The sequence below is a fragment of the Castellaniella sp. genome (assembly GCF_034675845.1).
Classification (GTDB): Bacteria; Pseudomonadota; Gammaproteobacteria; order Burkholderiales; family Burkholderiaceae_B; genus Castellaniella.
Genome location: NZ_JAUCCU010000001.1, coordinates 463,450 through 489,456 on the forward strand (window position 1 = coordinate 463,450; position 26,007 = coordinate 489,456).

The 26,007-nt window shown below is 59.7% G+C and carries 20 protein-coding genes; 10 read left to right on the plus strand and 10 right to left on the minus strand.

What is annotated here, in order from left to right:
- Positions 1-7 precede the first annotated feature (7 nt).
- Positions 8-2,314: a DNA topoisomerase IV subunit A gene (gene parC / locus VDP81_RS02290; RefSeq protein WP_323011417.1), complete on the minus strand. Its 2,307-nt coding sequence runs from the start codon at positions 2,312-2,314 to the stop codon at positions 8-10.
- An 82-nt stretch (positions 2,315-2,396) separates the two neighbouring features.
- Complete coding sequence (locus VDP81_RS02295; RefSeq protein WP_323011418.1) at positions 2,397-4,358, minus strand: DNA topoisomerase IV subunit B; 1,962 nt, start codon at positions 4,356-4,358, stop codon at positions 2,397-2,399.
- Positions 4,359-4,510: 152 nt separating this feature from the next.
- Between VDP81_RS02295 and trxA the strand changes: the two genes are divergently transcribed.
- The 3 genes from trxA (at position 4,511) to gdhA (ending at position 7,532) form a co-directional block, all read left to right on the plus strand.
- Complete coding sequence (trxA, locus tag VDP81_RS02300) at positions 4,511-4,837, plus strand: thioredoxin TrxA (RefSeq protein WP_322994608.1); 327 nt, start codon at positions 4,511-4,513, stop codon at positions 4,835-4,837.
- Between the two features lie 84 nt (positions 4,838-4,921).
- Positions 4,922-6,178, plus strand: coding sequence for a transcription termination factor Rho (gene rho, locus VDP81_RS02305; RefSeq protein ID WP_322994607.1), 1,257 nt, complete (start codon positions 4,922-4,924; stop codon positions 6,176-6,178).
- A gap of 13 nt (positions 6,179-6,191) precedes the next feature.
- On the plus strand, positions 6,192-7,532 hold the full coding sequence (gene gdhA / locus VDP81_RS02310; protein ID WP_322994606.1) for an NADP-specific glutamate dehydrogenase: 1,341 nt from the start codon (positions 6,192-6,194) through the stop codon (positions 7,530-7,532).
- Positions 7,533-7,597: 65 nt separating this feature from the next.
- On the opposite strand, the gene VDP81_RS02315 is transcribed toward gdhA, so the two are convergent.
- The 6 genes from VDP81_RS02315 to VDP81_RS02340 form a co-directional block, all read right to left on the minus strand.
- The gene (locus VDP81_RS02315) at positions 7,598-8,323 is read right to left on the minus strand and encodes an amino acid ABC transporter ATP-binding protein (RefSeq protein WP_416233239.1); all 726 of its coding nucleotides are present in this window, start codon (positions 8,321-8,323) and stop codon (positions 7,598-7,600) included.
- An 84-nt stretch (positions 8,324-8,407) separates the two neighbouring features.
- Positions 8,408-9,124, minus strand: coding sequence for an ABC transporter permease subunit (locus VDP81_RS02320; protein ID WP_322994604.1), 717 nt, complete (start codon positions 9,122-9,124; stop codon positions 8,408-8,410).
- Positions 9,125-9,129: 5 nt separating this feature from the next.
- A complete protein-coding gene (locus VDP81_RS02325; RefSeq protein WP_322994603.1) occupies positions 9,130-9,843 on the minus strand; it encodes an ABC transporter permease subunit in 714 nt (237 codons plus the stop codon).
- 127 nt (positions 9,844-9,970) lie between these two features.
- The gene (locus VDP81_RS02330) at positions 9,971-10,732 is read right to left on the minus strand and encodes a transporter substrate-binding domain-containing protein (RefSeq protein ID WP_322994602.1); all 762 of its coding nucleotides are present in this window, start codon (positions 10,730-10,732) and stop codon (positions 9,971-9,973) included.
- Positions 10,733-10,809: 77 nt separating this feature from the next.
- Positions 10,810-11,739, minus strand: coding sequence for an arginase (gene rocF, locus VDP81_RS02335; protein ID WP_322994601.1), 930 nt, complete (start codon positions 11,737-11,739; stop codon positions 10,810-10,812).
- Positions 11,740-11,769: 30 nt separating this feature from the next.
- Positions 11,770-12,870 (minus strand): ornithine cyclodeaminase, encoded by a 1,101-nt coding sequence (locus VDP81_RS02340; protein WP_322994600.1) that lies wholly within the window; start codon positions 12,868-12,870, stop codon positions 11,770-11,772.
- Between the two features lie 157 nt (positions 12,871-13,027).
- Between VDP81_RS02340 and VDP81_RS02345 the strand changes: the two genes are divergently transcribed.
- Positions 13,028-13,453: an Lrp/AsnC family transcriptional regulator gene (locus VDP81_RS02345; RefSeq protein WP_322994599.1), complete on the plus strand. Its 426-nt coding sequence runs from the start codon at positions 13,028-13,030 to the stop codon at positions 13,451-13,453.
- On the opposite strand, the gene VDP81_RS02350 is transcribed toward VDP81_RS02345, so the two are convergent.
- A complete protein-coding gene (locus VDP81_RS02350) occupies positions 13,395-17,018 on the minus strand; it encodes a YhdP family protein (RefSeq protein WP_323011419.1) in 3,624 nt (1,207 codons plus the stop codon). The genes VDP81_RS02345 and VDP81_RS02350 overlap by 59 nt on opposite strands.
- A gap of 68 nt (positions 17,019-17,086) precedes the next feature.
- Between VDP81_RS02350 and glnE the strand changes: the two genes are divergently transcribed.
- A complete protein-coding gene (gene glnE / locus VDP81_RS02355) occupies positions 17,087-19,855 on the plus strand; it encodes a bifunctional [glutamate--ammonia ligase]-adenylyl-L-tyrosine phosphorylase/[glutamate--ammonia-ligase] adenylyltransferase (protein WP_322994597.1) in 2,769 nt (922 codons plus the stop codon).
- 112 nt (positions 19,856-19,967) lie between these two features.
- Positions 19,968-20,216, plus strand: coding sequence for a GlsB/YeaQ/YmgE family stress response membrane protein (locus VDP81_RS02360; protein WP_322994596.1), 249 nt, complete (start codon positions 19,968-19,970; stop codon positions 20,214-20,216).
- A 60-nt stretch (positions 20,217-20,276) separates the two neighbouring features.
- Here VDP81_RS02360 and clpB read toward each other — a convergent pair whose 3' ends face one another.
- Entirely contained in the window at positions 20,277-22,868 is a 2,592-nt protein-coding gene (gene clpB, locus VDP81_RS02365) for an ATP-dependent chaperone ClpB (RefSeq protein WP_322994595.1), read from the minus strand.
- 267 nt (positions 22,869-23,135) lie between these two features.
- On the opposite strand from clpB, the gene VDP81_RS02370 reads away from it, so the two are divergent.
- The 4 genes from VDP81_RS02370 to VDP81_RS02385 all read left to right on the plus strand — a co-directional run bounded on the left by VDP81_RS02370 (position 23,136) and on the right by VDP81_RS02385 (position 25,907).
- Positions 23,136-24,287, plus strand: coding sequence for a cytochrome P450 (locus VDP81_RS02370; RefSeq protein WP_323011420.1), 1,152 nt, complete (start codon positions 23,136-23,138; stop codon positions 24,285-24,287).
- 164 nt (positions 24,288-24,451) lie between these two features.
- A complete protein-coding gene (locus VDP81_RS02375; protein WP_322994593.1) occupies positions 24,452-25,282 on the plus strand; it encodes a class II glutamine amidotransferase in 831 nt (276 codons plus the stop codon).
- 83 nt (positions 25,283-25,365) lie between these two features.
- Positions 25,366-25,563, plus strand: a complete 198-nt coding sequence (locus VDP81_RS02380; protein ID WP_322994592.1) for an oxidoreductase-like domain-containing protein — start codon at positions 25,366-25,368, stop codon at positions 25,561-25,563.
- Between the two features lie 104 nt (positions 25,564-25,667).
- On the plus strand, positions 25,668-25,907 hold the full coding sequence (locus tag VDP81_RS02385) for a DUF2249 domain-containing protein (RefSeq protein ID WP_043681763.1): 240 nt from the start codon (positions 25,668-25,670) through the stop codon (positions 25,905-25,907).
- The last annotated feature ends 100 nt before the right edge of the window (positions 25,908-26,007 follow it).

Consider the following 26,007-nt stretch of genomic DNA (forward strand, 5'->3'; position numbering starts at 1 on the left):
GACTGTCTCACAGTCCACCAGACCAAAGACTGGGTTGCTTGATCTTGACCTCCAGCAACTTGCCCTTGCGCGCCCGCCGCCCCACATAGGTCGCAAGATCATCCAGCGATAGGCTCAGTTCGGTATCCCGTGCCCGATATACCCCGCGCAACAGCACGCCGGACGGCCCCACGGCAGCCCACTGCGCCAGGCTATCACCAGCGTCCAGACCCATCAATATCGTGCCGCGCCCGCCACCGGAGAGCCCCTTCAGTTCCTCCAGCCCCACCACCAGGAACTTGCCTTTTTCGCTGAGCAAAGCCACAGCATGGTGCTCTGGCGACAGGTACAGAGGTTTCAGCAAGACATCTTTCTGGTCCACCGTCACGAATTGCTTGCCCGCATGCTGGCGCGTCGCCATGTCTCCTGCTGTCGCCACAAAACCATAGCCCGACGCGACGCCCAGCAAAAGACGCTGGGCGGGATCAGCCACCAGCATATGCACAATCCGGCTGCCCGGCTCCAGCGTCAGCATGGACGTGACGGGCTGGCCATCCCCCCGGGCCGACGGTAAGCCTGACACCGCCACGCAATAGCTGCGCCCCGTGCTGGACAAGGCAATCAGCTCTTGTGTGCTGCGACACTCCACCGCGTCATACAGCGCGTCGCCCGCCTTGAAGCCAAACTGCATCGCATCATGCCCATGGCCCTGGCGCACCCGCAGCCAGCCTTTTTGCGACATGATGACCGTGACGGGCTCGTCCAGCACCTGGGCCTCCATCACGGCCCGATCAGCCGGCTCGATCAGGGTGCGCCTGTCGTCACCATACTGCTTTGCATCGGCTTCGATCTCGCGAATCATCAGGCGCTTGAAAGCATCGGGGTTATCCAGCAAGTGCTGCAAGGCGTCTTGTTCCTCGCGCTTTTTCAGCAGTTCCTGTTCGATCCGGATGCCTTCCAGGCGGGCCAATTGGCGCAAGCGCATCTCCAGGATATCGTCGGCCTGGCGTTCCGTCAGGGCAAATCGCTCCATCAGGGCCGCACGCGGCTCGTCGGCCTCGCGGATCGTCCGGATGACCTCGTCGACATTCAGATAGACAATGCTGCGACCTTCCAGAATATGGATGCGATCCATGACCTTATCCAACCGGTGACGCGTGCGCCGATTGATTGTCTGCGCGCGAAACGCCAGCCAGGACTCCAGCACCTGACGCAAGCTGCGCTGGCCCGGTCGGCCATCGGTATCAATACACACCAGATTCAGCGGCACATTGCCTTCCAGGCCTGTGCGTACCAACAGCAGATTGACAAACTCATCCCGGTCAATGGTGCGGGATTTAGGCTCGAACACCAGCCGCACCGGCGCTTGCTTGCCGGACTCGTCGCGCACCGCATCCAGCAGCCCCAGCACCAGGGCGCGGGTTTGCTGCTGTTCAGCCGACAGGGATTTCTTGCCCGCCCGCGGCTTTGGATTGCTCAGGTCTTCAATGGTTTCCAGGATTTTCTGGCTCGATGTGCCGGGCGGCAGTTCGGTGACCACCATCTGCCATTGCCCCCGGGCCAGATCCTCGAAATGCCAACACGCCCGAGCCTTCAGGCTGCCGCGCCCGCTGGCATATATCTGCGCAATATCCTGCGGCGAAGAAATAATCTGGCCGCCACCCGGAAAATCGGGCCCCGGAATCATCCGGTAGAGATCCTCATCGGGCAAGGTCGGCTTGCGCAGCAGGGCTACACAGGCCTGGGCAACCTCGCGCAGATTATGCGATGGGATTTCGGTGGCCATGCCCACGGCAATGCCCGATGCGCCATTAAGCAGCATGATGGGCAGGCGGGCGGGCAGGCAGACGGGTTCTTGTTGGCTACCGTCATAATTGGGCAGAAAATCCACCGTGCCTTCGTCCAGTTCATCCAGCAACAAGCGCGAGAACGGCGTCAGGCGGGCCTCGGTGTAGCGCATGGCTGCGGCATTATCACCATCGCGCGAGCCAAAATTCCCCTGACCATCGACCAGGGGATAGCGCAAGACGAAATCCTGCGCCATACGTACCATGGCATCATAGGCCGCCTGATCGCCGTGGGGATGGTATTTGCCCAGTACATCCCCCACCACCCGGGCGGATTTGACCGGACGCGCCTGGGGGCCCAAGCCCATGGCATCCATGGCATATAAGATACGCCGCTGGACAGGTTTTTGACCATCCGAGACTTCCGGCAAGGCACGGCCCCGCACCACCGACACGGCATAGTCCAGATATGCCTGTTCGGCATAGCGGGCCAGCACCAGGCCGTCATCCTCCCCGGCCGTCAAAAGATCCGGTGTATTTACATCCATTATGATTTCCTAAGCATTGTGCAGGTGGGTCCAGACCCGCAGTCTCTGGCGGGTTCCAGGCAAAGAAACAGGCCAACTGTCCTTAAACATCGACCTCGGCCAGATTGCCCTTGGCCTCCAGCCAACTGCGTCGCTGATTCGCCTCACCGCGCGCCATCAACATGTCGAACAGGCGCATCGAGGAAACCTGTCCGTCGTCACCATGACGCACCTGGGCCAGGCGGCGAGTATCCGGGTTCAAGGTTGTGTCCCACAGTTGCTCGGCATTCATTTCGCCCAGGCCCTTGAAGCGGCTGATGCGCCAGACCCCTTCGCGCAGCCCCTCGGTACGCAGTTTTTCCTGAACCGCATCCAATTCCAACTGGTCCAGGCAATATAGCTTGCGCGCCGGGCGTTTCCCGGCTGCCGGCACATCCACCCGAAACAGTGGCGGACGCGCCACATAAATATGGCCTGCCTCGATGAGGCGTGGAAAATGGCGCAGAAACAAGGTAAGCAACAATACCTGAATATGCGCCCCATCGACATCGGCATCCGACAAAATACAGATTCGGCCATAACGCAGACCGGACAGATCCACATCCTGCCCTGCCGCATGCGGGTCCACCCCGATCGCCACGGAAATATCGTGGATTTCGTTGTTTGCAAACAAACGGTCGCGCTCGACCTCCCAGGCATTCAGGATCTTGCCACGTAACGGCAGAATTGCCTGAAATTCCTTGTCGCGGCCCATTTTGGCCGACCCGCCAGCCGAGTCCCCTTCGACCAGGAACACCTCGGTGCGCGTCACGTCCGAGGACTCGCAATCGGTCAGTTTGCCGGGCAATACCGCCACCCCCGAACCCTTGCGTTTTTCGACTTTGCGCGCAGCCCGTGTGCGCGCCTGGGCCTGGCCAATGGCCAGTTCCGCCAGGCGCTTGCCGTATTCCACATTGGCATGCAGCCAGAGTTCCAGCGCATTACGCAGATAGCCCCCCACCAGACGCACCGCATCGCGGCTATTCAGCCGTTCCTTGATCTGGCCCTGAAATTGCGGGTCCAGGATCTTGGCCGACAGAATAAAACTGGCGCGGGCAAAGACGTCTTCAGGGAGCAACCGTATGCCTTTGGGCAGCAGATTATGCAACTCGGCAAAGGATTTCACCGCCGTGAACAATCCTTCACGCAGGCCCGATTCATGGGTGCCCCCTGCCGAGGTAGCAATCAGATTTACGTAGGATTCGCGCACCACAGCACCTTCCGTGGTCCAGACGACCACCCACTGAGCACCCTCGCCCAGGCTGTATTGCTCGTCATCATCGGCAGCATACTGCTGGCCTGCGAACGTGGGCACCAGCAACGGGGTGTCGCCCAGCGCTTCGGCCAGATAACCGCTTAGGCCGGATTCATAGTGCCATTCCCGCTGTTGACCAGTTTTTTCAATGTCCAGCGATACTCGCGTGCCGGGCAATAAGACCGCCTTACTGCGTAGAGCGTGTTCCAGGTCGCCCAAAGGCACCTGTGCCGAATCGAAATAACGCGCATCGGGCCACGCCCGTACCCGGGTGCCGCTACGGCGCTTGCCCACCGTGCCCACCTGCGCCAGTGGCTCCAGCACCGCCCCATCGGCAAAGACGATGCGGTACTCGCCGCCATCGCGCCAGATGGTGACCTCAAGCCGGGTGGATAAGGCATTGGTGACCGACACCCCGACCCCATGCAAGCCGCCCGAAAAGGCATAGGCACCGCCATCGGTCTTGTTGAACTTGCCGCCTGCGTGCAATCTGGCAAAGACCAGCTCGACCACCGGCACATGTTCCTCGGGGTGTTCACCCACCGGAATGCCACGGCCATCGTCCTCGACCGACAGGCTGCCATCCACATGCAGGGTGACGGCAATGCGCCGCCCAAAACCGGCCAACGCCTCATCGGCGGCATTGTCGATGACTTCCTGGATGATATGCAGCGGGTTGTCGGTGCGCGTATACATTCCGGGGCGCTGGCGTACGGGCTCCAGCCCCTTCAGGACATGGATCGATGACTCGTCATAGCGTGCTGTACTCACTGTGCTGTCCGATAAATGCAATCAAAAAGACCACCATTTTACGAAGATAATGGTATGCTTATCCTCAACGGGCCAAACTACCCGTCTCGCGCGGCGGCGCTCACCCGCCCCTGGCACTCCTTTTCCTAGCACTTGCGCACACTACCCGCACTATGAGCGACTCCATCAAGCACGTAAGCGATGCGTCCTTCCAAAATGACGTGCTCCAATCCGAACTCCCCGTCCTGGTCGATTACTGGGCCGAATGGTGTGGCCCCTGCAAAATGATTGCCCCCCTGCTCGACGAAGCAGCCGCAAAATATCAGGGCCGCGTCACCATCGCCAAACTCAACGTCGACGAAAACCCAGACAGCGCCACCAAATACGGGGTGCGTGGCATCCCGACCCTGATGCTGTTCAAAGACGGCAAAGTCACCACCACCAAGGTCGGTGCCCTGTCGCGCGTCCAGCTCCAGGCCTTCCTCGACGAATCTCTCTGATTCTCTCCCATCATCCGCAGTGAATGCAGGCTGACCAGGGACCCTGATCAGCCCACGACTCCACGACTCTATCCTTTTCTCTCCATGCACCTGAATGAACTCAAAGCGCTGCACGTCTCGCAGCTGCTCGACATGGCTGCCGATCTCGAGATCGACAATGCCAGCCGACTGCGCAAGCAGGAACTGATGTTTGCCATCATGAAACGGCGCGCCAAACAGGGGGAACAGATCTTCGGCGACGGGGTCCTGGAAGTCCTGCCTGATGGCTTTGGCTTTCTGCGCTCACCCGATACCTCGTATCTGGCCAGCACCGACGATATCTATATCTCGCCTTCGCAAATCCGGCGCTTTAACCTGCACACCGGGGACTCCATCGAAGGCGAAGTCCGCACACCCAAGGATGGCGAACGCTATTTCGCCCTGGTGAAGGTCGATAAGGTCAACGGCATGCAGCCCGAGGCCATCAAGCACCGGATCATGTTCGAGAACCTGACGCCGCTGCATCCTGACAAGCCCATGATTCTCGAACGGGACATCAAGAGCAAGGAAAACATCACCGGGCGCATCATGGATATTTTTGCCCCGATCGGCAAAGGCCAGCGCGCCCTGATCGTGGCCAGCCCAAAATCCGGCAAGACCGTGATGATGCAGCATATCGCCCATGCCATCACCACCAATTATCCCGACGCCGTGATGATTGTGCTGCTGGTGGACGAGCGCCCCGAAGAAGTCACCGAAATGCAGCGCACCGTGCGCGGCGAGGTCGTTGCCTCCACCTTCGACGAGCCTGCCACGCGCCACGTTCAGGTGGCCGAAATGGTCATCGAAAAAGCCAAGCGCCTGGTCGAATTGAAAAAAGACGTGGTGATCCTGCTGGACTCCATTACCCGCCTGGCGCGCGCCTACAACACCGTGGTGCCCGCCTCCGGCAAGGTCCTGACCGGCGGGGTGGATGCCAATGCCTTGCAGCGCCCGAAGCGCTTTTTCGGGGCAGCCCGCAATCTCGAAGAAGGCGGCTCCCTGACCATCATCGGCACGGCCCTGATCGAGACCGGCAGCCGCATGGACGAAGTCATTTACGAAGAATTCAAGGGCACCGGCAACTCCGAAGTGCACCTCGAACGGCGATTGGCCGAGAAACGTATTTATCCGGCCATCAACCTGAACAAATCCGGCACGCGTCGCGAAGAGCTCCTGATCAAACCCGAACTTTTACAGAAAGTCTGGGTATTACGCAAATTCATCCACGACATGGATGAAGTCGAATCGATGGAATTCATCCTGGACAAAATCCGGGCCACCAAAAACAACGCCGAATTTTTTGACATGATGAAGAAATAAGCGAGCATCTTTCATGAGTCTTCCTTCCGTCGATCAATTTCTAACCCAGCTACAGGCACGCGACCCACACCAACCCGAATTCATGCAGGCTGTCAAAGAAGTCATGCACAGCCTGTGGCCCTTCATTCAGCAAAACCCACGCTATGCCAGCCAGGCACTGCTTGAGCGCATCGTCGAACCCGAACGCGCCATCCAGTTTCGCGTCTGCTGGATGGATGACACCGGCAATACCCGTGTCAACCGAGGTTTTCGCATCCAGCACAGCTCGGCCATCGGTCCTTATAAGGGCGGCATGCGGTTTCACCCCTCGGTGAACCTGTCCATTCTTAAGTTTCTGGCTTTCGAGCAAACCTTCAAGAACGCCTTGACCACCCTGCCCATGGGCAGCGGCAAGGGCGGATCCGACTTCGACCCCAAGGGCAAATCCGACGCTGAAGTCATGCGTTTTTGCCAGGCGCTGATGACGGAACTGTATCGCCACCTGGGACCGGACACCGACGTCCCGGCAGGGGATATCGGCGTCGGTGCCCGCGAGGTCGGCTTCATGGTCGGCATGATGAAGAAACTCTCGAACAACACTGGCAGCGTATTCACCGGCAAAGGCCTGGCCTTTGGCGGCAGCTTGATTCGCCCCGAAGCCACCGGCTATGGCACCGTATATTTCGCCGAAGAAATGCTCAAGCACGCCAATCAGTCCCTGGAAGGCTATAAGGTTGCAGTGTCGGGTTCAGGCAATGTGGCCCAGTACGCCATCGAAAAGTGCATGCAGTTGGGTGCCCGCGTGGTCACGGTCTCGGATTCTCATGGCTGCGTCGTCGACCCGGCAGGCTTCAGCCCCAAAAAACTCGCCGCCCTGATCGATCTGAAAAACGGCAAGCGCGGCAGCATCGAAGAATACGCAAAACAATTTGGCTTGCGCTATGAAGACGGCAAGCGTCCCTGGCATGTGCCGGTGGATGTTGCCCTGCCCTGCGCCACCCAGAACGAACTCGACATCGACGATGCCCGCACCCTGATCGCCAACGGCGTGCGCTGCGTGGCTGAAGGCGCAAACATGCCCTGCAGCATCGAGGCGGCGGATGCCTTGATTGCGGCTGGCGTGCTGTATGCGCCCGGCAAGGCCAGCAACGCGGGCGGTGTGGCCGTCTCGGGCCTGGAAATGAGCCAGAACCACCAGCGCTTGGCCTGGACGCGCGAACAGGTCGACACCAAGCTGCACGACATCATGCGCGACATCCATCAAAACTGCCTGCAATATGGCAGCCAAGACGGGAAGGTCAATTATGTCAACGGTGCCAACATCGCCGGCTTCGTCAAGGTTGCCGACGCCATGCTGGCCCAAGGCGTGTACTGATATGCTTTGCCCGCCAGGGTCTTCGCATCCATGAAAAAGGCTCCCTCGGGAGCCTTTTTCATGGGCTACCTGAGAATCTGCTGCAGGAACGTTCTTGCACGGTCGCAGCGCGGCATCGTGAAGAACATTTCGGGATCATTGTCTTCGACAATACTGCCCTGGTCCAGGAATAGCACCCGGCCGGCCACCTGGCGGGCAAACCCCATTTCGTGCGTCACGCACAACATGGTCACACCACTGGCGGCCAGTTGAACCATGACATCCAGGACTTCTTTGACCATTTCAGGGTCCAGTGCGGCGGTGGGCTCGTCAAACAAAATGATCCTGGGTTCCATGCACAAAGCCCGGGCAATAGCCACGCGCTGCTGTTGACCACCGGATAGCTGGGCGGGGTACTTATGCAGGTGCGCCCGCATCCCGACTTTATCCAGAAAATAGCAGGCGCGTTCTTGGGCCTGCTGGCTGCGCAAGCCTCGGACAGAGATCGGGGCCAAGGTGCAATTATCCAGCACGCTAAGGTGGGGAAACAGGTTGAAATGCTGGAATACCATGCCCACATCGCGCAAAGCTGCGGCAGCAGCCTGGGATGGGCTGGAGACCTCTACGCCCAGCACCTGGATATGGCCGTGCTGTGCAGTTTCCAACTGATTGATGCAGCGGATCAAAGAAGACTTGCCCGAGCCTGAAGGACCACACAAAACGATACGGTCACCCTGATGCACCTGCAGATTGATGTCACGCAAGGCATGATAATCGCCGTACCATTTATTGAGGCCCTGAATATCGATCACCACAGGCGCTGCATCGGCCACACCAGCGGTTTGAAGGTAACGATGTTCGATAGGAGCATTCATGATGATTCCATCCAAAAAGGGTCAGCGGGCAAGATGTCGGGACAGGCGCCCTTCCATGACACGCAAGACGCGGCGCAGAACTTCGACCACCAACAAGTACAGCACTGCGGCCCACAGATAGATTTCAAAATTGAAACTACGGGAATATGCCAGTTTGGTGACCCCCATCACGTCATATACGGTGACCAGGGACGCAATGGCGCTGGCCTTGACGAGCAGAATCATTTCGTTGCCCAAGGGGCCGATTGCAATCCGCATGGATTGCGGCAAGATGACGCTCAGAAATGATCGAACCGGCCCTAAGCTGAGGGCACGGCAGGCCTCTTTCTGTCCAGCGGGAATGGCCAGCAGGCTGCCACGGAATATCTCAGCCTGATAGGCAGCGGTATTCAGGCTAAAGGCCAACAAGGCACACCACCAGGGATCACGAAAAAACCACCAGAGGTTGATGGACTGCCAGAACTCACGAAACGCGCCCATCCCGTAATACAACAGGAACAACTGCGCCAGCAGGGGTGAACCGCGAAAAAAATACACATAGCCACGACTGAATCCGCGCCCAAGGCGGCTGGATGACAAGCGGCCCAGAACCAGCAGCCAGCCCAGCCCCCACCCCAGCGCAAACGACAGCATGACCAGCTTGAGCGTGATCCAGAAACCTGCCAGCATGCGCAAGCCATACAAATCCAGCAAAGAGGCATCCAGGAGATACGACAGGGTTTGCTTGACGAGTTCCATAGGGATCAGGCCTTTTGCGCAAAGCGGGAAAAATGGCTTTCCGCTCGGGAAAACAATAGCCCGGACAAGGCCGACAGCAGCAGGTACAGCACACAGGCAGCGGAATAAAAGAGAATGGGTTCGCGGGTGGCCGTGACGGCCAGACTGGTCTGGCGCATGATGTCAGCCAAAGAAATGGTCGAGACCAGCGAGGTGTCTTTCAACAAAGTCAGCCAGTTGTTGGTCAACCCCGGCAAGGCGACGCGCATCAGCTGTGGAAATGTCACCCGCCACAAGGTCGTCCAGCGCGAGAGCCCCAGGGCGCGTGCCGCTTCGGCCTGTCCCGCAGGAATCGCCTTGAAGCCGCCTAGCCAGACCTCGCTGGAAAAAGCAGCCAACACCAAACTGAAGGCAATGACTCCGGCGACAAAAGCGTTGATGGCAATCCCACCTTCATAGCCCAAATGCCGCATCAGTTTCTCGGCGGCAATCTGACTGCCGTAGTACACCAGGAACAAAGTCAACAACTCGGGTAAACCCCGGAATACGGTGGAGAACAAGGTTGCCAGCCTGCGTCGCCCAGCGCGTTCGGACTGACTGCCCAGCGCCACCAGCAAGCCCAGCGAAAATCCAAAAGGCACACAGCACAAGGCCAGCAAGATAGTGACCACTGCGCCTGCCAACAAGGCATCTCCCCAGCCATGACTACCCCACGATAGCAACTGCAATGAATCAAGCATGAAATCACCAGCCCTTGAGGGGCTGCCTGTGGTGGATGCTGAAACTGGCGGCCCATGCCGCCAGGCAGTCCAGTGCCCTATCCAGCGAGCCTATGGGCTCGCGAGACAAGACACCAGGCGAAGCGGATCAGTAGATATCGAGTCCGAAATAGCGCTGGGAGACCCGCTGATACGAACCATCGGCACGAATATCCTGGATGGCCTGATTCAGGCGGGTACGCAACGCATCATCGCCCTTGCGCACAGCAATGGCGATGTCTCCTTGTGTGTCGGGCAAATCGCCCAGCAGCTTGCAACAGTCTTTACTGTGCTTGCGCATCCACTCGATCAAGGGATACTTGTCGTGTACCAGAGCATCCAGGCGACCACCGGCCAGGTCGCTGCCGGCCTCGTCCGCAGTCGGGTACAGGCGCACTTCCGCGCCCGCCTTGCCATAAACATCCTCGGCATACTCGCCCGGGGTGCTGGAGGATTGCGCCCCCACGACCTTGCCCTCGTAGGCCTTGGCATCCAGGCTCTGGATGCTGGAACCCCTGACCACGGCCACCGACATCGAAGTCCGATAGTAATGATCCGTGAAGTCCACTTGTTTGGCGCGTTCCGGTGTCACCGCCATCGAAGAAATAATGGCATCGAACTTGCGGGCCATCAGCGCCGGGATGATGCCATCCCAGTCCTGCGCGACAAACTCACATTCGACCTGCATTTGCTTGCACAAAGCGGTGGAGATATCGATATCAAAACCAACGTACCCCCCATTGGCACTTGGTGCGCTAAATGGGGGATAGGCCGCTTCCAGACCAATGCGCAGGGTATCGGCCTGTGCGCCACCTAGTCCCAGACTGCACCCCAGGGTCAGCGCCGAGGCAAGGAATTTGAACTTCTTCATGGGTTTGTCTCCTGATTTTCATCGGAATGCCCGCAGCAGATACATTGCCTGCCGCGTAGCGTCAAAAAAACTAATTATCAATAGCTGGACGCCTGACGCACCAGGGTGCTCTTGCCGAACAGGCTTTCGACCATCTGCACCGCCACCTTGGCCGTCCCATTGCGCACATCCAGCGCAGGGTTCAACTCAACGATGTCCAGCGATGCCACGCGTCCGGTATCGGCCAGCATTTCCATGCACAGCTGGGCCTCGCGCCAGGTCGGCCCGCCCTGTACCGTGGTGCCGACACCCGGTGCATCGCCAGGGTCCAGGAAATCCACATCAAAACTGACATGGATATGGACATCATCTGGCAGATCAGCCAGGGCGGCCTGCATGACAGCACGCATCCCCAGTTCATCTATCATCCGCATGTCGTACACATCCAGCCCCTGTTCGTGCACAAACAGACGTTCCCGACGGTCCACGCTGCGGATGCCGATCATGCGCAGGTCGGCGGCGTCCAATGCTGCCCCTTGCCCGCCCAGGTTGACCAATTCGTCTGGCCCAAAGCCGCACAGACAAGCCACCGGCATGCCATGCACATTGCCGCTGGGCGTTAGCTGCGCCGTATTGAAATCGGTATGCGCGTCCAACCAAAACACCCGCAACGGCTGCCCAAGCTGGCGGCAATACCGTGCCACAGCCCCCACCGAACCCATGCCCAGGCAATGGTCTCCCCCCAACATGACAGGAATATGACCTGCCTGCAGCTGTGCTGTCACGGCATTGAACAGGGCCTGATTCCATTGCACGACTTCGGGCAAGTGGCGGTAACCTGCCACGGGCGCCTGCCAGGGATTGAACGGGCCAGACAAATTGCCGGTGTCCACGACCTGCAGTCCCTGGCGGCTCAAGGCTTGCGCAAGGCCCGCCACGCGCAGCGCCTCAGGCCCCATGGACGCCCCACGTGCACCCGCACCCACATCGGTTGGCGCGCCAATCAGTGCAACTGTCTTTTCTTTCATGGCCAATCCTTAAACTTCTGTTCAATACACTTAAATCGAGTGCGCGTGGTCAGGTTCCGCAAGCACCTGCTCTGTGGTCCCTGCGCCCATGACCGCTCCATCCGATAACCCGGCGCTCAGGCGCCGCATGGTGCCCAACAAATCTTTGGGATTGCCTTCGGGGACCAGCTCCATCGGTCGACCGATGCCGAAAGCCCGGGCCTGATCCCAAAGAAAATGCAGTGCAGAAAAGTCTTCCAACGCAAAGCCGACGGAGTCAAAGACTGTGATTTCGGTATCCGACTGACGGCCCGGCCGCTTGCCTGCCACAACTTCCCACAACGGCACCACGTCGTAATCAGCGGGCATTTGCTGGATTTCACCCTCGATCCGGGACTGGGGCTCGAACTCGACGAATGTCGTGGCGCGCGACAGAATATCGGCATGCAGCTCTGTCTTGCCCGGGCAATCGCCGCCGACTGCGTTGATGTGTACTCCCGGTCGGATCATTTCAGGTGTCAGAATCAGCGCATTGGTCTTGTCTGCCGTGACGGTGGTAATGATGTCGGCGTCGGCGACGGCTGCGCGGGTGCTGTCGGCCAAGCGGATATCCAGGCCACGGCAGCACGCCAGATTAGCCATCAGCTTGTGACTGGCCTCGGGGTCAACGTCATGGATGAACAGGGTGTCAATACCCAGCAGATGATGGAAAGCCAAAGCCTGGAACTCGCTTTGCGCCCCATTGCCGATCAAGGCCATGGTGCGTGCCCCGGGGCGAGCCAGGACCCGGGCCGCCATGATCGAGGTGGCGGCCGTGCGCAATGCGGTGGTCAAGGTCAGCTCGCTCAAGAGCAAAGGGGTGCCCGTGCTGACTTCGGCCAGGGCACCAAAGGCCATGACGGTGGGCAGGCCTTGGGCTGGATTGGACGGGTGTCCATTGACGAACTTGAAGGAATAATGATCCGCATCCGTGGTCGGCATGAGTTCGATCACACCCACCTGGGAATGGCTGGCCAGGCGCGGCGTCTTCTCGAATGATTCCCAGCGGATGAAATCATTCTGGATGTACTGCGACAGCACATCCAGGGTTTTGGCAATCCCCATGCGCTCTACCAGCATGGCGACATCTGTCGTTGTCAGCATCAGCGTCATGATGCGTCTCCTTGTTTGATTATTGTGGTCCTGCCCGGGCTTTATTCATTATTCTCAATCCGGCAGACAATTCATAGTGTCAATATTTAACAATAATCGCTAAGTTTTTGTACAATTCTTATATTCAATTTGACGTTATGTACATATCCGGACAAATATGGACTCTCTGGACCACCAAATTCTTTCCTATTTGCGCAGCGATGCCCGCATCTCCGTAGCGACACTCGCCAAAAAATTAGGGGTGTCCCGGGGCACTATCTGTAACCGGATTGCCCGCATGGAACGCGATCACATCATCCTGGGCTATACCGTCAGGGTGCAGGCTGAATCCCAGGCCCAAGAAATCACGGCATGGATGAGCATCGCCATCGAGGGCCACGAAACATCGCGCATCGTGCACGCGCTATCCGGAGAGCCCGCCGTATGGGCGCTGCACGACACAAATGGACGCTGGGACCTGCTGGCCGAACTGCGGGTCAATAATATTTCCCAGCTTTCGGATGCGCTGGAGCACATCCGCCTGATCAAGGGGATTTCGGCGACCGAGACGAGCCTGCATCTGAAGACGCTGCAGCTGCGCTGACCGGGACATCCCGGATAACCGGTTCATCCCAGGTGCCTGTCACGTGGTAGCGCACCGTCATGGCCTTGGCCAGAGGCGCCTTCAGCAGCCACTGGGTGACGAACGCCCCCAAGCCCACCAGCGGATTGATGGCAATACCGGCGGCCAGGGCAGCGCCACTGACATCCAGGCTGGGGACAATCACGGCCTGCAAATCCAGGGTTTCATGCAGAATATTGGTGCTGCCTTCCAGCAAAATCGTCCCTACCGGGCCGATGACCTTATAGTCGCGAGCATGCACCACCCCCTGCTTCAGATCCAGGGCACCACGCAGTTGATCAAAGGGGAAACCATCCTTGGGTAAACTTTCCAGACTATGCTCCAGGTGCGTCAAGCGCATGATGGATTGCAATGACAGGATTTCCAGCAGCTTGGCCGTGCGCGACCCGACCTTCTGGAAGCGCCCCTCGTCCAGAGAAAACTGCAGACTACCCTGCAGTGCAGCCTTGTCGCGGCGCCAGGGCAAATCCAGCCATCGCAAATTACCCGTCAGGGTGCCTGCGCCTCCGGACAATACATCCGGATAGCCTGCCCGCGTCATCCAGGCGCCGAGATTCTTGATCGCGACATTGGCCTTCAAGCTAAGCCCCCGACCAGCCCCCCGCAGTTGCCACAGCCCCGTCCCCTTCAGGCGTGCATCTGCATCGCCGATGACCAACTGATCCAAACGCCAGATATGCTGGGCAGCATCGCGCACGCCCTCCAGCGACAAGGCCCCTACCGGATGGCCGTATAGCCGCAACTCGTCGGCCTGCAGCACCACCCCCGGCAAATTCAGCTCATCATCAAAAGCGGCAGCTTCGTCCAGTTGGGCATCGGGCAGCAAGGAAGTCGTATCCGCTGCGTCATCGCCCAGGCTCAGGCGCGCAAATTTCCCCGCCATATTGCCAATGACCTGGCCATCCCGTTCCTGCCATTTCAAGGTGCCCGTGGTTTGCTCGGAACGCAGATTCAGCGACCAATGCTCGTCAGGGGTACGCACGACCCGCATCACGGCACGGTCCAAGCGGGTGCCCATCAAGCGCAACTGATCAGCCTGCACACTGAGCAAGGACAGATCTGGCCACAATGGCCGCTGGCCCTGCTTCGTCGTGCTCCCCTGATTGCGGCGGGGGATAGAGAACTCATCCACAATCAGGTTCCAACGATCCAGATCGATCAGCGGATAATGCAAGGCCACCCGCAGGCCTGCGTCAGCCCCATCAGCCGCCTGCCCGATCCCTACCAGAGCCTGCTGAAAATATGGACCCCGACGGGGCTTGCGCAAATGCTGCAGATCCAGACGGACCTCACTGCCCAGCTGCACATGCAACTGATCTGCTTGGGGATCGACATCCGTCCAGATCAGCTGCAATGGACGGGCCTGATCGGCAGCCTTCGTCAAAGGGGCAGGAAAATCCAGCGCCAAGCCCTGGGTATCGGAATTCAGATCAAAGGTATATGCCCGTCCACGCTGGCTCAGGCGAGCGCCATAGTCCAGGTAGCCCTTAATGCGCTGCATCCCCGGCACAGCGATAAACTTAGCCAGCGCCTTGGCTGTCAAACGCCCCTGAAAGCGCAGCCCAGCGCTAGTCTTGTCACCCAATTCCCCACTGACGCTGACCGCCCCCCCAAGCAACTGGGCAGTCAGCGGCTGCACCAGTTTTACCCGGTCTTCATTAAAGTGCAGACTGCCATGGATGGCATCAAACGAGGGGGCCTGAGGCAGGAGCTGCAAGCGGCCCTTTTCTATATCCACCCGCCCATTCACCCGACTGGCATCCGTATCATTCAATGGAATCGTCAAGGATAGCGGCACCTGCCAGTCTCCCGTCGCGATGGCGTCATCAAACACACCATCCAACAGCGCACCGATGGGCGAATGCCGCAGCAGCGCCATATAGGCCGCCCCATCTGCGGCGGTCTGACCCGAAACCTGCAAGATGGCATCGTTTTCCATGTCGGGGATACGGGCCCGCAAACCCCACAGCCGGATAGGCTGATCGGGCATGGGCAGCATCTGCGCCCGAGTCGCCGTCAGCTGCAAATCCATGCGCCGCAAATCAGCCGTACCATCCATGTCCTGCAACAAGGGCCAGACTTGTGATGCGGGGCCATCCGGGACAAATTCGATCCGCGCCCCGGTGAAGTCGCCCGCCACCCGAAAATCCCCTGCTTGCGGATGATCGCCAAAAGGAAACTCGGCCAAATCGCCCTGCAGCAGCCAGCGGCCATGGCGTAAAGTGCCCGCCTGCAAGCCCTTTGCCAGCCACTCACGGGCATCATCATCGACTTCGCGCGGCAAATAGCGATGGATGGCATTGAGTTCAGCCCGGGCAATCGCCCCCTGGAAATCCAACTGGCCCAGTACCCCCTGCTCGGTCCAATGCCCCTGCCCCTGCAATTCGATATCAGCGTTATGCCAGGCCAATTGTTGCAGCTGCAGCGCCCAGACCTCGTCCCGGGTCAGTTGCCCTCGCAGCGCCACCTCGCCGATGTCCAACGGCAGATCAAACCATGCCGACTGCTGCAGGCGGGCGCCCTGGGCGCGGACATCAAAAGCCAGCCCTTGCGGCAGGCTCTGCCCCAGCACCAAGGCACGCCATTGATCCAGCCTCCCCTGGGCCCAGATGGCTGCGGCAGGCACCTGAACACCTTCTTCAGGATTAAAGGCCCAGGACAGGCCCGCCATATCCAGCTGCGCTGTCAGGCGTGGCGTTTCCTGCCCGGACTGCAGCCATAATTGCCCTGTCAACATTGCTTGCTGCAGGTCATCGGGCACATTCAGCCAAGCGCGCCAATCCGGCAGGCTGAAATGCGATAACTGCAACCAGGCCCGCCACTGGGCGGGCAAACGGCCCTGGGCCAAGGCCTGACCATCCGTGACCTGCAGACGCACATCCAGTGCAGCATCGCCCGCCGTCGGCGCCTGAGCTGACAAGGCCAGACCCACGGCCTGATCGCCCTGCTGCTGCAATACCGCCTGCACGTTCGCCAGCATGAGCTCCGGCGTACCTGCCTGCTGATCATGCCAGCGCAAGGTCGTGTCCCGAAAAGAAATCAGCGGCTGGGCCAGCACCCACTGCAACCAGCCCGGCAGAGCATCCTGATCCGTGTCAGTCTGCGAGTCCAGGGGATAGCCCAGCAGATGCAAGCGGCCATCGGCCAAGCGCCCCAGGCTGATATCCATGCCCTGCACCTGCAAGGACAAGCGGCCCGATAGCATCGACGGCATCCAATCCAGATACGCTTTCAAGGCTGGCACCGCCAACTTGAATTGGCCGGAAACATCCGTCAGGCGCAGATCCTGGATTTCCAGTCGGGGATTCCAGCCCTGCCAGGACAAGCGGATGTCGCCCAGCGACGCCTGCGTGCCGCTTAGGTGCGACAACTGTGCGGCAATCTGGGGGCGCCAGTCGTTAAGGTGTGGCGCCAGCAGATAACGCACCGCCAGCAGTCCCAGGCCCAGGCTGAAGTACAAAACCAATAATATGAGCAGCAGGCGACGCCACCAGGCACTCTGGAACTGAGAGAGGAATTGGCGCATGCGGGATTTTGCAGTATGTTGAGGGGTTTTTAAGCCCCTGGGTGAACTGAGCCCTGATGATGGACCCAATGCCTGAAGCCATTATATTAAAGCCCGCCCTGCAATGGTCCGGCGCGCTGCGTCGCCACCTGATGGCCTACCCGGAGGCACAGCCGCGTTTAGTGGCTGACTGCGCGACCCCCCTGACTCGCAAGGTGCTGCAAGCCTGGTTTTCCGAGGAAATCCAGGGGCTGGATCAGCAACCCATTGCGCGTGCCGTCTTGCAGCCCGCCTTGCGGCGGCTGCGCAAACGAATTTTTTATACCTTGATGGTGCGCGATATCGCCGGCCTGGCTCCCCTGCACGAGGTCGTGGCCGCCATGTCGATGCTGGCCGACCTCGCCATCGGCCAGGCTTACGCCTGCGCCATGCACAGCCTGATGGAAATCCACGGCACACCACGCCTACCAACGAGCGGCGCACCCCAGGACATGCTGATCCTGGGCATGGGCAAGCTCGGCGGCAAAGAACTGAACGTCTCATCAGACATCGACCTGATCATGCTGTACGAAGAAGAAGGCGAAACCGATGGCCGACGCCCCATCAGCCACCACGAGTTCTACGGCAAGGTCAGCCGCCTGATGATGCCGATTCTGTCGGAGGTCGATGCCGACGGCTATGTGTTCCGGACAGATTTACGCCTGCGCCCCGATGGCGACTGCGGCCCGCTGGCCTGGAGCCTGGCCGCCCTGGAGAACTACCTGGTCGCTCAGGGCCGCGAATGGGAACGCTATGCCTGGCTCAAAGCGCGTCTGATTCCCTGCGCCCTGTTCGACGAGATGCAATTCACCAGCCAGGCACAGTCCCTCGAATCCCTGCGCAAACCCTTTGTCTACCGCAAGTATTTCGATTTTGACGCCTTGGCCTCGCTGCGCGATCTACGTCAACGCATCCGCACCGACTGGCAGCGCCGCGCCCACGCCCGCCACGGCATCGACACCCAACGCAACATCAAACTCGGCGAAGGCGGAATCCGCGAAATCGAATTTGTGATTCAGCTTAATCAGTTGATCCGCGCCGGACGCCAGCCATCCCTGCAGCAACGCAATCTGCTGGCTGCTCTGCACAAACAAAGGCGGGCCGGTATTTTGGACGATACCCAGGCCCAAGGCCTGGAGGCCGCCTATACCTATCTGCGGCGGCTGGAGCACTTATTGCAGTACCGCGAGGACGAACAAACCCACTTATTGCCCAGCGACCCCGACCAATTGACCGCCCTGGCCCTGGCCATGGGTCACCCGGGTCTCACCGATTTTCAGGCCGTGCTCGAACAACACCGCACGTACGTCTCACACTGTTTTCAGGATGCCTTCCGCATTGCCGGCATGGGCGGGGACAGCAGCCAGGAAGACAGTTCGCCCACTGATGTCGCAGCCCCGGATACTGTCGTCACCGACGAACAGGCCCAGGCCATGCAGGCCCACATCGACCGCCTGCTGGACAGCCATCGGGTACAAAGCCTGCCGCGCACCAGCCGCCACCGCCTGCAAGCCCTGATGCCAGGCTTGATGCGGGCCGCACTGGCCACTGAAGACCCCTCTGCTACCTTGCTGCGCCTGCTGACCCTGATCGAGCACATCGCCCAACGCAGCGCCTACCTGGCCTTGCTGGCCGAATATCCGGAAACTCTGGCCCGGGTGGCCCGAATCATCAGCGCCAGCCCCTGGGCTTCGCAATACCTGACCCGCTACCCCTTATTGCTGGACAGCCTGATCGAGTGGCACAGCCTGATGCAGGTTCCGGACTTTTCCGATCTGGCCGAACAACTGCGCAACGACCTGGATGCCTGCCTGCTGCCCGACGGCCAGGCAGACATCGAACAGCAGATGAACCTGATGCGCGATGTGCAGCACCAGGTCACCTTCCAACTGCTGGCCCAGGATCTGGAAAACGTGATCAGCGTCGAAGGCTTGGCCGACCACCTGTCCGACCTGGCCGACCTGATGCTGGCCGAGGCCATCCACCGGGTCTGGCCACAGGTGCTGCCGCGCAGTCAGCGAACCGACCCCGGGCATCCTCATTTCGCAATCATTGCCTACGGCAAGCTGGGCGGCAAGGAAATCGGCTATGCCTCGGATCTGGATCTGGTGTTTCTATACGATGACCCCGATCAAGAAGCCAGCGAGCGCTACGCCAAGCTGGGGCGGCGGATAGCATCCTGGCTATCGACCCTGACCTCGTCGGGACGGTTGTACGAGATCGACCTGCGCCTGCGCCCGGATGGTGATGCAGGCTTGCTGGCGCTACCGATCGATGCCTTCGAACGCTACCAGCTCAGCCAGGCCTGGCCCTGGGAACACCAAGCCCTGACCCGGGCGCGTTTCGTGGCCGGCGATGTTGCCATCGGAGCCAGATTCGAGGACATCCGCCAACGCATCCTGCTGTTGCCGCGCGACCCGGTGGCCTTGCGCGAACAGGTCCGGTCCATGCGCAGCAAGATCTCCCAGGGACACCCCAACCGCAGCGAAGACTTCGACCTGAAGCACGACAGCGGCGGCATGGTGGACATCGAATTCATTACCCAGTTCCTGGTGCTCAGTCAGTCGGGCAATCATCCCCAGCTGCTGGGCAACCTGGGCAACATCGCCCTGCTGGGACTGGCGGCACAGGCAGGGCTGATTCCAGGGCTACTGGCTGCCGAAGTGGCGAATGCCTATCGGGTATTCCGACGTCGGCAACATGCCTTGCGGCTACAGGGGGCAGAAAAGGCACGGGTGCCTGCCACCGAATGCGTGCAGGAACGCAATGCCGTGCGGAAGTTGTGGGAAATCGTGCTGGATGCGCCGCCGAACAACTAGCAGGGCCTGATTTCCAACATTTTGTTGCTCAAGTAACGCCACACAAGACTGGACGTTTTCACTGCCTGCCCGCTATCCTGCCTCCAGTCACTGACATTACAAGGAGTACAGCATGGGTATTATCAGCATGATCATCGTGGGCTTCATCATCGGCCTGATCGCCCGGGCCATCATGCCCGGCGACCAGAAGCTGGGCATCATCATGACCACGATTCTAGGGATAGTCGGGTCTGTCGTGGCCGGCTATTTAGGGGCAGCCCTGGGCCTGTATCAAGCGGGACAGGGCGCCGGCTGGATCGGTTCGATTGTCGGCGCCTTGATCGTGCTGGCAGTCTACGGCTGGGTTGCCAAACGCTCCTGAGACACTGCCGAACAAAAAAGGGGCGGGAAAAGGCTAAGGCCCTTTTCCCGCCCCTTAGGCTTACTGCAGGGTGCGTTCAAAAACGAAACGCTCGCCGTCCCAGCCCACGGGCACCACATCACGCGGACCAAACTGGCCTTCCAGGATCAGTCGTGCCACGGGGTTTTCCACATACTGCTGAATTGCACGCTTCAAGGGGCGTGCGCCAAACACCGGATCGTAGCCCACCCGAGCCAGTTCTTTGACAGCGGCTTCCGAGACATCCAGGCGCATTTCGTGCTGGGCCAGGCGCTCGGCCAGGCGTTTGAGCTGAATGCGGGCGATCGGTTCGATATGGCAGGCATCGAGGCCATGAAACACCACGATTTCGTCGATCCGATTCAAGAATTCGGGCCTGAATGCGCTCTTCAATTCGTCTCGGATGACCTCTTTGACCACATCGTAGGGCTGATCCGCCATGTTCTGAATGTGCTGTGAGCCGATGTTCGACGTCATGATGATGACGGTATTGCGAAAGTCCACCGTGCGTCCCTGGCCGTCAGTCAGGCGGCCATCGTCCAAGACCTGCAGCAAAACATTGAACACATCCGGATGCGCTTTCTCGATCTCGTCGAGCAAGATCACGCTGTAGGGTTTGCGGCGCACCGCTTCGGTCAGGTAGCCGCCTTCTTCGTAGCCCACATAGCCCGGAGGCGCACCAATCAGACGGGCCACCGAATGCTTTTCCATGAATTCGCTCATGTCGATGCGCACCAGGTGATTGTCCGAATCAAACAGAAAACGCGCCAGCGCCTTGGTGAGTTCGGTTTTTCCTACCCCGGTGGGCCCCAGGAACAAAAACGAACCATAAGGCCGATTCGGGTCGGACAAGCCTGCCCGGGACCGACGAATGGCCTCGGACACCAGGCGCACGGCTTCGTCCTGACCCACCACGCGTTCATGCAGCACGGCTTCCATGGCCAGAAGCTTGGCGCGCTCGCCCTGCATCATGCGTGACACGGGGATGCCGGTCGCTCGGGACACGACTTCGGCGATTTCTTCGGCACCTACCTGGGTGCGCAGCAGCCGGGGCTTATCGGCCTGTGGATCCTTGGGGGTGGACTCGGCAACTTGCAAACGGGCTTCGAGTTCCGGTAGACGCCCGTACTGAAGTTCCGCAAGCTTGTCGTACTGACCTTTGCGCTGCAATTCGGCCATCTCGGCACGCACATGGTCGATTTCTTCCTTGACGGCCTGGGAGCCCTGGACGGCAGCCTTTTCCGCCTTCCAGATTTCCTCGTAGTCGTTGTATTCGCGCTGCAGGGATTCGAGTTCTTCCTCGATGGCCTTCAGGCGGCGCTCGGAAGCCTCGTCTGTGTCTTTCTTGACGGCCTCGCGCTCGATCTTGAGCTGGATGATACGTCGATCCAGCTTGTCCATGACCTCGGGCTTGGAATCGATTTCCATGCGGATGCGAGCGGCGGCCTCGTCGATCAGGTCGATGGCCTTGTCCGGTAAAAACCGGTCTGTAATATAGCGGTGGGACAGTTCCGCCGCCGCCACAATAGCCGGGTCTGTGATCTGCACCCCATGGTGCAGTTCATAGCGTTCCTGCAGGCCACGCAAAATGGCGATGGTCGATTCCACATTGGGCTCGTCCACCAGCACTTTTTGAAAGCGGCGCTCCAGCGCGGCATCCTTTTCGATATACCGACGGTATTCATCCAGCGTGGTGGCGCCTACGCAATGCAGTTCGCCACGCGACAGCGCCGGCTTCAGCATATTGCCGGCATCCATCGCGCCTTCGGCCTTGCCTGCGCCCACCATGGTATGCAGCTCGTCAATGAACACAATGGTCTGGCCGGAATCCTGGGATAGTTCCTTCAGGACGGCTTTCAGGCGTTCTTCGAATTCGCCACGATACTTGGCCCCTGCCAGCAGACCGGCCAGATCCAGCGAAAGAATACGCTTGCCTTTCAGGGTCTCGGGGACTTCGCCATTGACGATGCGCTGGGCCAGACCTTCCACGATGGCGGTCTTGCCCACGCCGGGTTCGCCGATCAGCACCGGATTGTTCTTGGTGCGGCGCTGCAGGATCTGGATCGTGCGGCGGATTTCGTCGTCGCGGCCAATCACCGGGTCCAGCTTGCCTTCCCGCGCCCGGGCGGTCAGGTCCTGGGTGTATTTTTTAAGCGCCTGCCGATTGTCCTCGTCTTCGGCCCCGGATACGCTGGCGCCACCGCGCACCGCATCAATGGCGGCCTCCAGGGCCTTGCGCTGCAGGCCCGCCTCGCGCAGGGCGCGGCCGACCTCGCCCTTGTCGTCGGCCAGGGCCAATAAATAGAGCTCGCTGGCCACATAGGTGTCTCCACGTTGGCCGGCTTCTTTGTCGGTGCGGGCCAGCGCAGCCTGCAGGTCACGGCTGGCCTGAACATTGCCCTCGGTCCCCTGGACGGTGGGCAGGGTCTTTAGCTGGCGCTCTAATTCCGTCTGTAGACGGGGCACAGCCACCCCGGCACGCGCCAGCAGGCTGCTCGAACCGCTATCCGGGTCCGCCAGCAAGGCCAGCAACAAGTGCAGGTTTTCAATATAAGGATGGTCCTGGCGCACTGCGAGGCTTTGGGCATCGGCAATGGCCTGCTGGAACTTGGTCGTCAGTTTGTCAAATCGCATGAGTGTGTCCCTAGTCTGGGAGGAGGCATCGTGCCCCAATGACAGATAAATGCGGCCAAATGGCAGAATTTCAAGCAGATCGGAGCGCTGTTTGTACGATAGATCTGAATCAAGCGAAAGGGAACAGGGACCTGCCCGATTTGCTCCAGATCAATGTTTTAAGCAATAAATATTTGATATATATGGGCTTTATCCTGTCCAGGGTAAACCCCATGATACAGTCTGATAAACCTTGTCCAAGGCTTATTGACTCCCCCCGAGGACAGCATGACCACACACCAGGACTGGGACCCCCGCGCCCCGGACGTACTCGCCGACCCGATTGCCGCCTATGACCGCATGCGCCAGCGCTGCCCGGTGGCCCACAGCGATTATCTGCATCATTCCGTATTCCGCCACGCCGATGTCATGCGCATCCTGACAGACCACGAGACCTTCAGCAGCCAGGCATCGCGCTTCGTCTCCGTGCCCAACAGCATGGACCCCCCCGAGCACACGGCCTACCGGGCGCTGATCGAACCCTACTTCGGTCCAGCGCGTATGGCGGCATTCGAGCCCACCTGTCGGCGCATCTGCAACGAGCTGGTCGCCGCCCTGCCGCGCAACAACAGCGTCGAGATCATGTTCAACCTGGCACACCCCTTTGCCTTGCGCATGCAATGCGCATTCCTGGGATGGCCCGACAGCCTGCACGAGCCCCTGCTGCAATGGATACACAAAAAAAACGTGGCCACCTTGTCGGGCGACGGCCATGCGATTGCCGCCGTAGCCACTGAATTCGACCAAACCATCCGCGACCTCTTGAAGACCCGCCGCCTGGCAGGCGACCAGGCCCCGGACGACATCACCACCAGCCTGATGCGCGATACCGTCAACGGCCACCCGCTGACCGAAGACGAAATCGTCAGCATCCTGCGCAACTGGACCGTGGGCGAGCTCGGCACCATGGCCTCCAGCATCGGCATCATTGCCCATTACCTGGCTATCCACCCCAAGCTGCAAGACCAATTGCGACACCAGCCCGAACTGGTCGGGGCGGCCAATGATGAAATCCTGCGTATGCACGCCCCCCTGATCGCCAACCGCCGCACCCCCACCTGTCCGGTGCGGGTGGGCAGCACCCAGATCCAGCCCGGCGAGCGCCTGACCCTGATCTGGGCCTCGGCCAATCGCGACGAAGCCGTGTTTGGCGACCCGGACGAATTCCGTCTGGACCGCGATCCCAAGCTGAATCTGTTGTACGGCGTGGGTATTCATGCCTGTCCTGGCGCCCCCCTGGCCCGTCTGGAAATCGAGGCCATGATCCAGGCATTGCTGGCCGGCACCCAGGCCCTGCAACCCAGCGACGAACACCCCCCCATCCCCGCCATCTATCCCGCCAGCGGCTACCGCCAGGCAATCCTGATGCTGCGGCAATAGGCGATACGGATACAACTGCAAAAAGTGTGGCTTGCCGATGACAAGCCAGTTGTTCATGGCTGTCTGTTATGCGCTTATTCCTGCGACCTCGGCGGCACGGGGTTACAATTCAAGCCTGAACTATCCCGGCATTGGATTCCGGGGTCATTTTCCTGGGGTCTGCCATGTGTCAGCTACTGGGCATGAATTGCGCCACGCCGACCGATATCACGTTTTCTTTTACGGGCTTTGCCGCCCGCGGGGGAGACACCGACCATCACGCTGATGGCTTCGGGATCGCCTTCTACGAAAACCGCGGTTCTCGTTGCTTTCTGGATAATGCCCCTTGCTGCCATTCCCCCGTGGCCGATCTGATCAAGCGCTACCCAATCAAATCGCGCAACGTCATCGCCCATATCCGCAAAGCCACCCAGGGCGCGCTGGAACTGGAAAACTGTCATCCCTTTGTGCGCGAGCTTTGGGGACGGCACTGGCTGTTCGCCCACAATGGCGACCTGAAATCCTTTGAACCAACCCTGCAGGGCGATTTCTTGCCGATTGGACAGACCGACAGCGAGCATGCCTTTTGTTTCATGATGGAAGGCCTGCGCCATCGATTTGGCCGCACCGAGCCAGACGACCAAGCGCTGTTCTCCGCCGTAGCCGAAATGACCGCCGAACTGACCCAGTATGGAGTCTTTAATTTTCTGCTGGCCAATGGCCGCTGCATGCTGGCACATTGCTCCACCAGCCTGTCCTATATCACTCGCGCCTGGCCCTTCCAGGTGGCCCATCTGGTCGACACGGACATCACACTGGATTTTGCCCACTACGCCAAACACGGCGACTGCGTATCGGTCATCACCACCAAACCCCTGACCGACAACGAGACCTGGATTCCCTTTCGCGCCGGCGAATTGATGATGTTCATCGATGGCCGCGTCCAATCCAGCGTGCGCATCGATATCCCCGAAGCCATCCAGCGCAGCAACCAGGCCAACCTCAGTTGCGTCTGAACATCGCGCCTGCGTGCGCATGACCAAGCCATCTGGGCCAGCGCAGCGGGCAGACCTTCGGCAACCGGCCCACCCTGAAGAAGATGACGAATACACCTGCCTTGAATGATGACCCACGCCCCATCGAGCCCATCGAGCCCGACCTGAACGAATGCTGCGGCAACGGCTGCACCCCCTGCGTGTACGACACTTACGCTGACGAAAAGCGCGCCTGGCAACAAGCCATTAAAGACTGGGAACAACGCCACCCCGACCAGTCCGGCGCCACGCCTATCCCTTGATCGGCATAGGGCTACCCCCCCAGACCAGCCCCCTGCGTTCCTATAATCAGAATCTCCAATTCATTTTTCAGGAATAACGCACCGTGGCCTCTGACGCTATCCCCATGTTTGCCGAAAACACCTATCCCCTGGACGCCCGGGGCATTGCCAAACGCTTTCGCCATGCCGCGATCTTTGGTGCTCTGTCGGCCTTGCAGCCTGGCGAAACCATGCGTTTTTGCAACGACCACGACCCCCTGCCCCTGCTGCAGCAACTGAAAAACCACTTTGGCGAAAACATCCAGTTTGAATACCTGGCCCGCAACCCAGGCGAAATCGTCATTGATTTCCATATCGTGCCGTAAGCACGATCAGCCCCCCAGGCCTTCGGCCTGACAAACACCGCCGATATTTTCTGGCGGTTTTTTTTATCCCCGCCACACTGGAATTAATCCGGATCAAGCC

Coding starts and splice junctions, on each gene's coding strand:
- VDP81_RS02325 (WP_322994603.1), bottom strand. CDS start 9,843: ATGCTTGATTCATTGCAGTTGCTATCGTGGGGTAGTCATGGCTGGGGA.
- VDP81_RS02340 (WP_322994600.1), bottom strand. CDS start 12,870: ATGACGCTGATGCTGACAACGACAGATGTCGCCATGCTGGTAGAGCGC.
- trxA (WP_322994608.1), top strand. CDS start 4,511: ATGAGCGACTCCATCAAGCACGTAAGCGATGCGTCCTTCCAAAATGAC.
- parC (WP_323011417.1), bottom strand. CDS start 2,314: ATGGATGTAAATACACCGGATCTTTTGACGGCCGGGGAGGATGACGGC.
- VDP81_RS02330 (WP_322994602.1), bottom strand. CDS start 10,732: ATGAAGAAGTTCAAATTCCTTGCCTCGGCGCTGACCCTGGGGTGCAGT.
- VDP81_RS02350 (WP_323011419.1), bottom strand. CDS start 17,018: ATGCGCCAATTCCTCTCTCAGTTCCAGAGTGCCTGGTGGCGTCGCCTG.
- VDP81_RS02370 (WP_323011420.1), top strand. CDS start 23,136: ATGACCACACACCAGGACTGGGACCCCCGCGCCCCGGACGTACTCGCC.
- rocF (WP_322994601.1), bottom strand. CDS start 11,739: ATGAAAGAAAAGACAGTTGCACTGATTGGCGCGCCAACCGATGTGGGT.
- VDP81_RS02320 (WP_322994604.1), bottom strand. CDS start 9,124: ATGGAACTCGTCAAGCAAACCCTGTCGTATCTCCTGGATGCCTCTTTG.
- rho (WP_322994607.1), top strand. CDS start 4,922: ATGCACCTGAATGAACTCAAAGCGCTGCACGTCTCGCAGCTGCTCGAC.
- VDP81_RS02385 (WP_043681763.1), top strand. CDS start 25,668: ATGTTTGCCGAAAACACCTATCCCCTGGACGCCCGGGGCATTGCCAAA.
- VDP81_RS02375 (WP_322994593.1), top strand. CDS start 24,452: ATGTGTCAGCTACTGGGCATGAATTGCGCCACGCCGACCGATATCACG.
- gdhA (WP_322994606.1), top strand. CDS start 6,192: ATGAGTCTTCCTTCCGTCGATCAATTTCTAACCCAGCTACAGGCACGC.
- glnE (WP_322994597.1), top strand. CDS start 17,087: ATGCCTGAAGCCATTATATTAAAGCCCGCCCTGCAATGGTCCGGCGCG.
- VDP81_RS02345 (WP_322994599.1), top strand. CDS start 13,028: ATGGACTCTCTGGACCACCAAATTCTTTCCTATTTGCGCAGCGATGCC.
- VDP81_RS02360 (WP_322994596.1), top strand. CDS start 19,968: ATGGGTATTATCAGCATGATCATCGTGGGCTTCATCATCGGCCTGATC.
- VDP81_RS02380 (WP_322994592.1), top strand. CDS start 25,366: ATGACGAATACACCTGCCTTGAATGATGACCCACGCCCCATCGAGCCC.
- clpB (WP_322994595.1), bottom strand. CDS start 22,868: ATGCGATTTGACAAACTGACGACCAAGTTCCAGCAGGCCATTGCCGAT.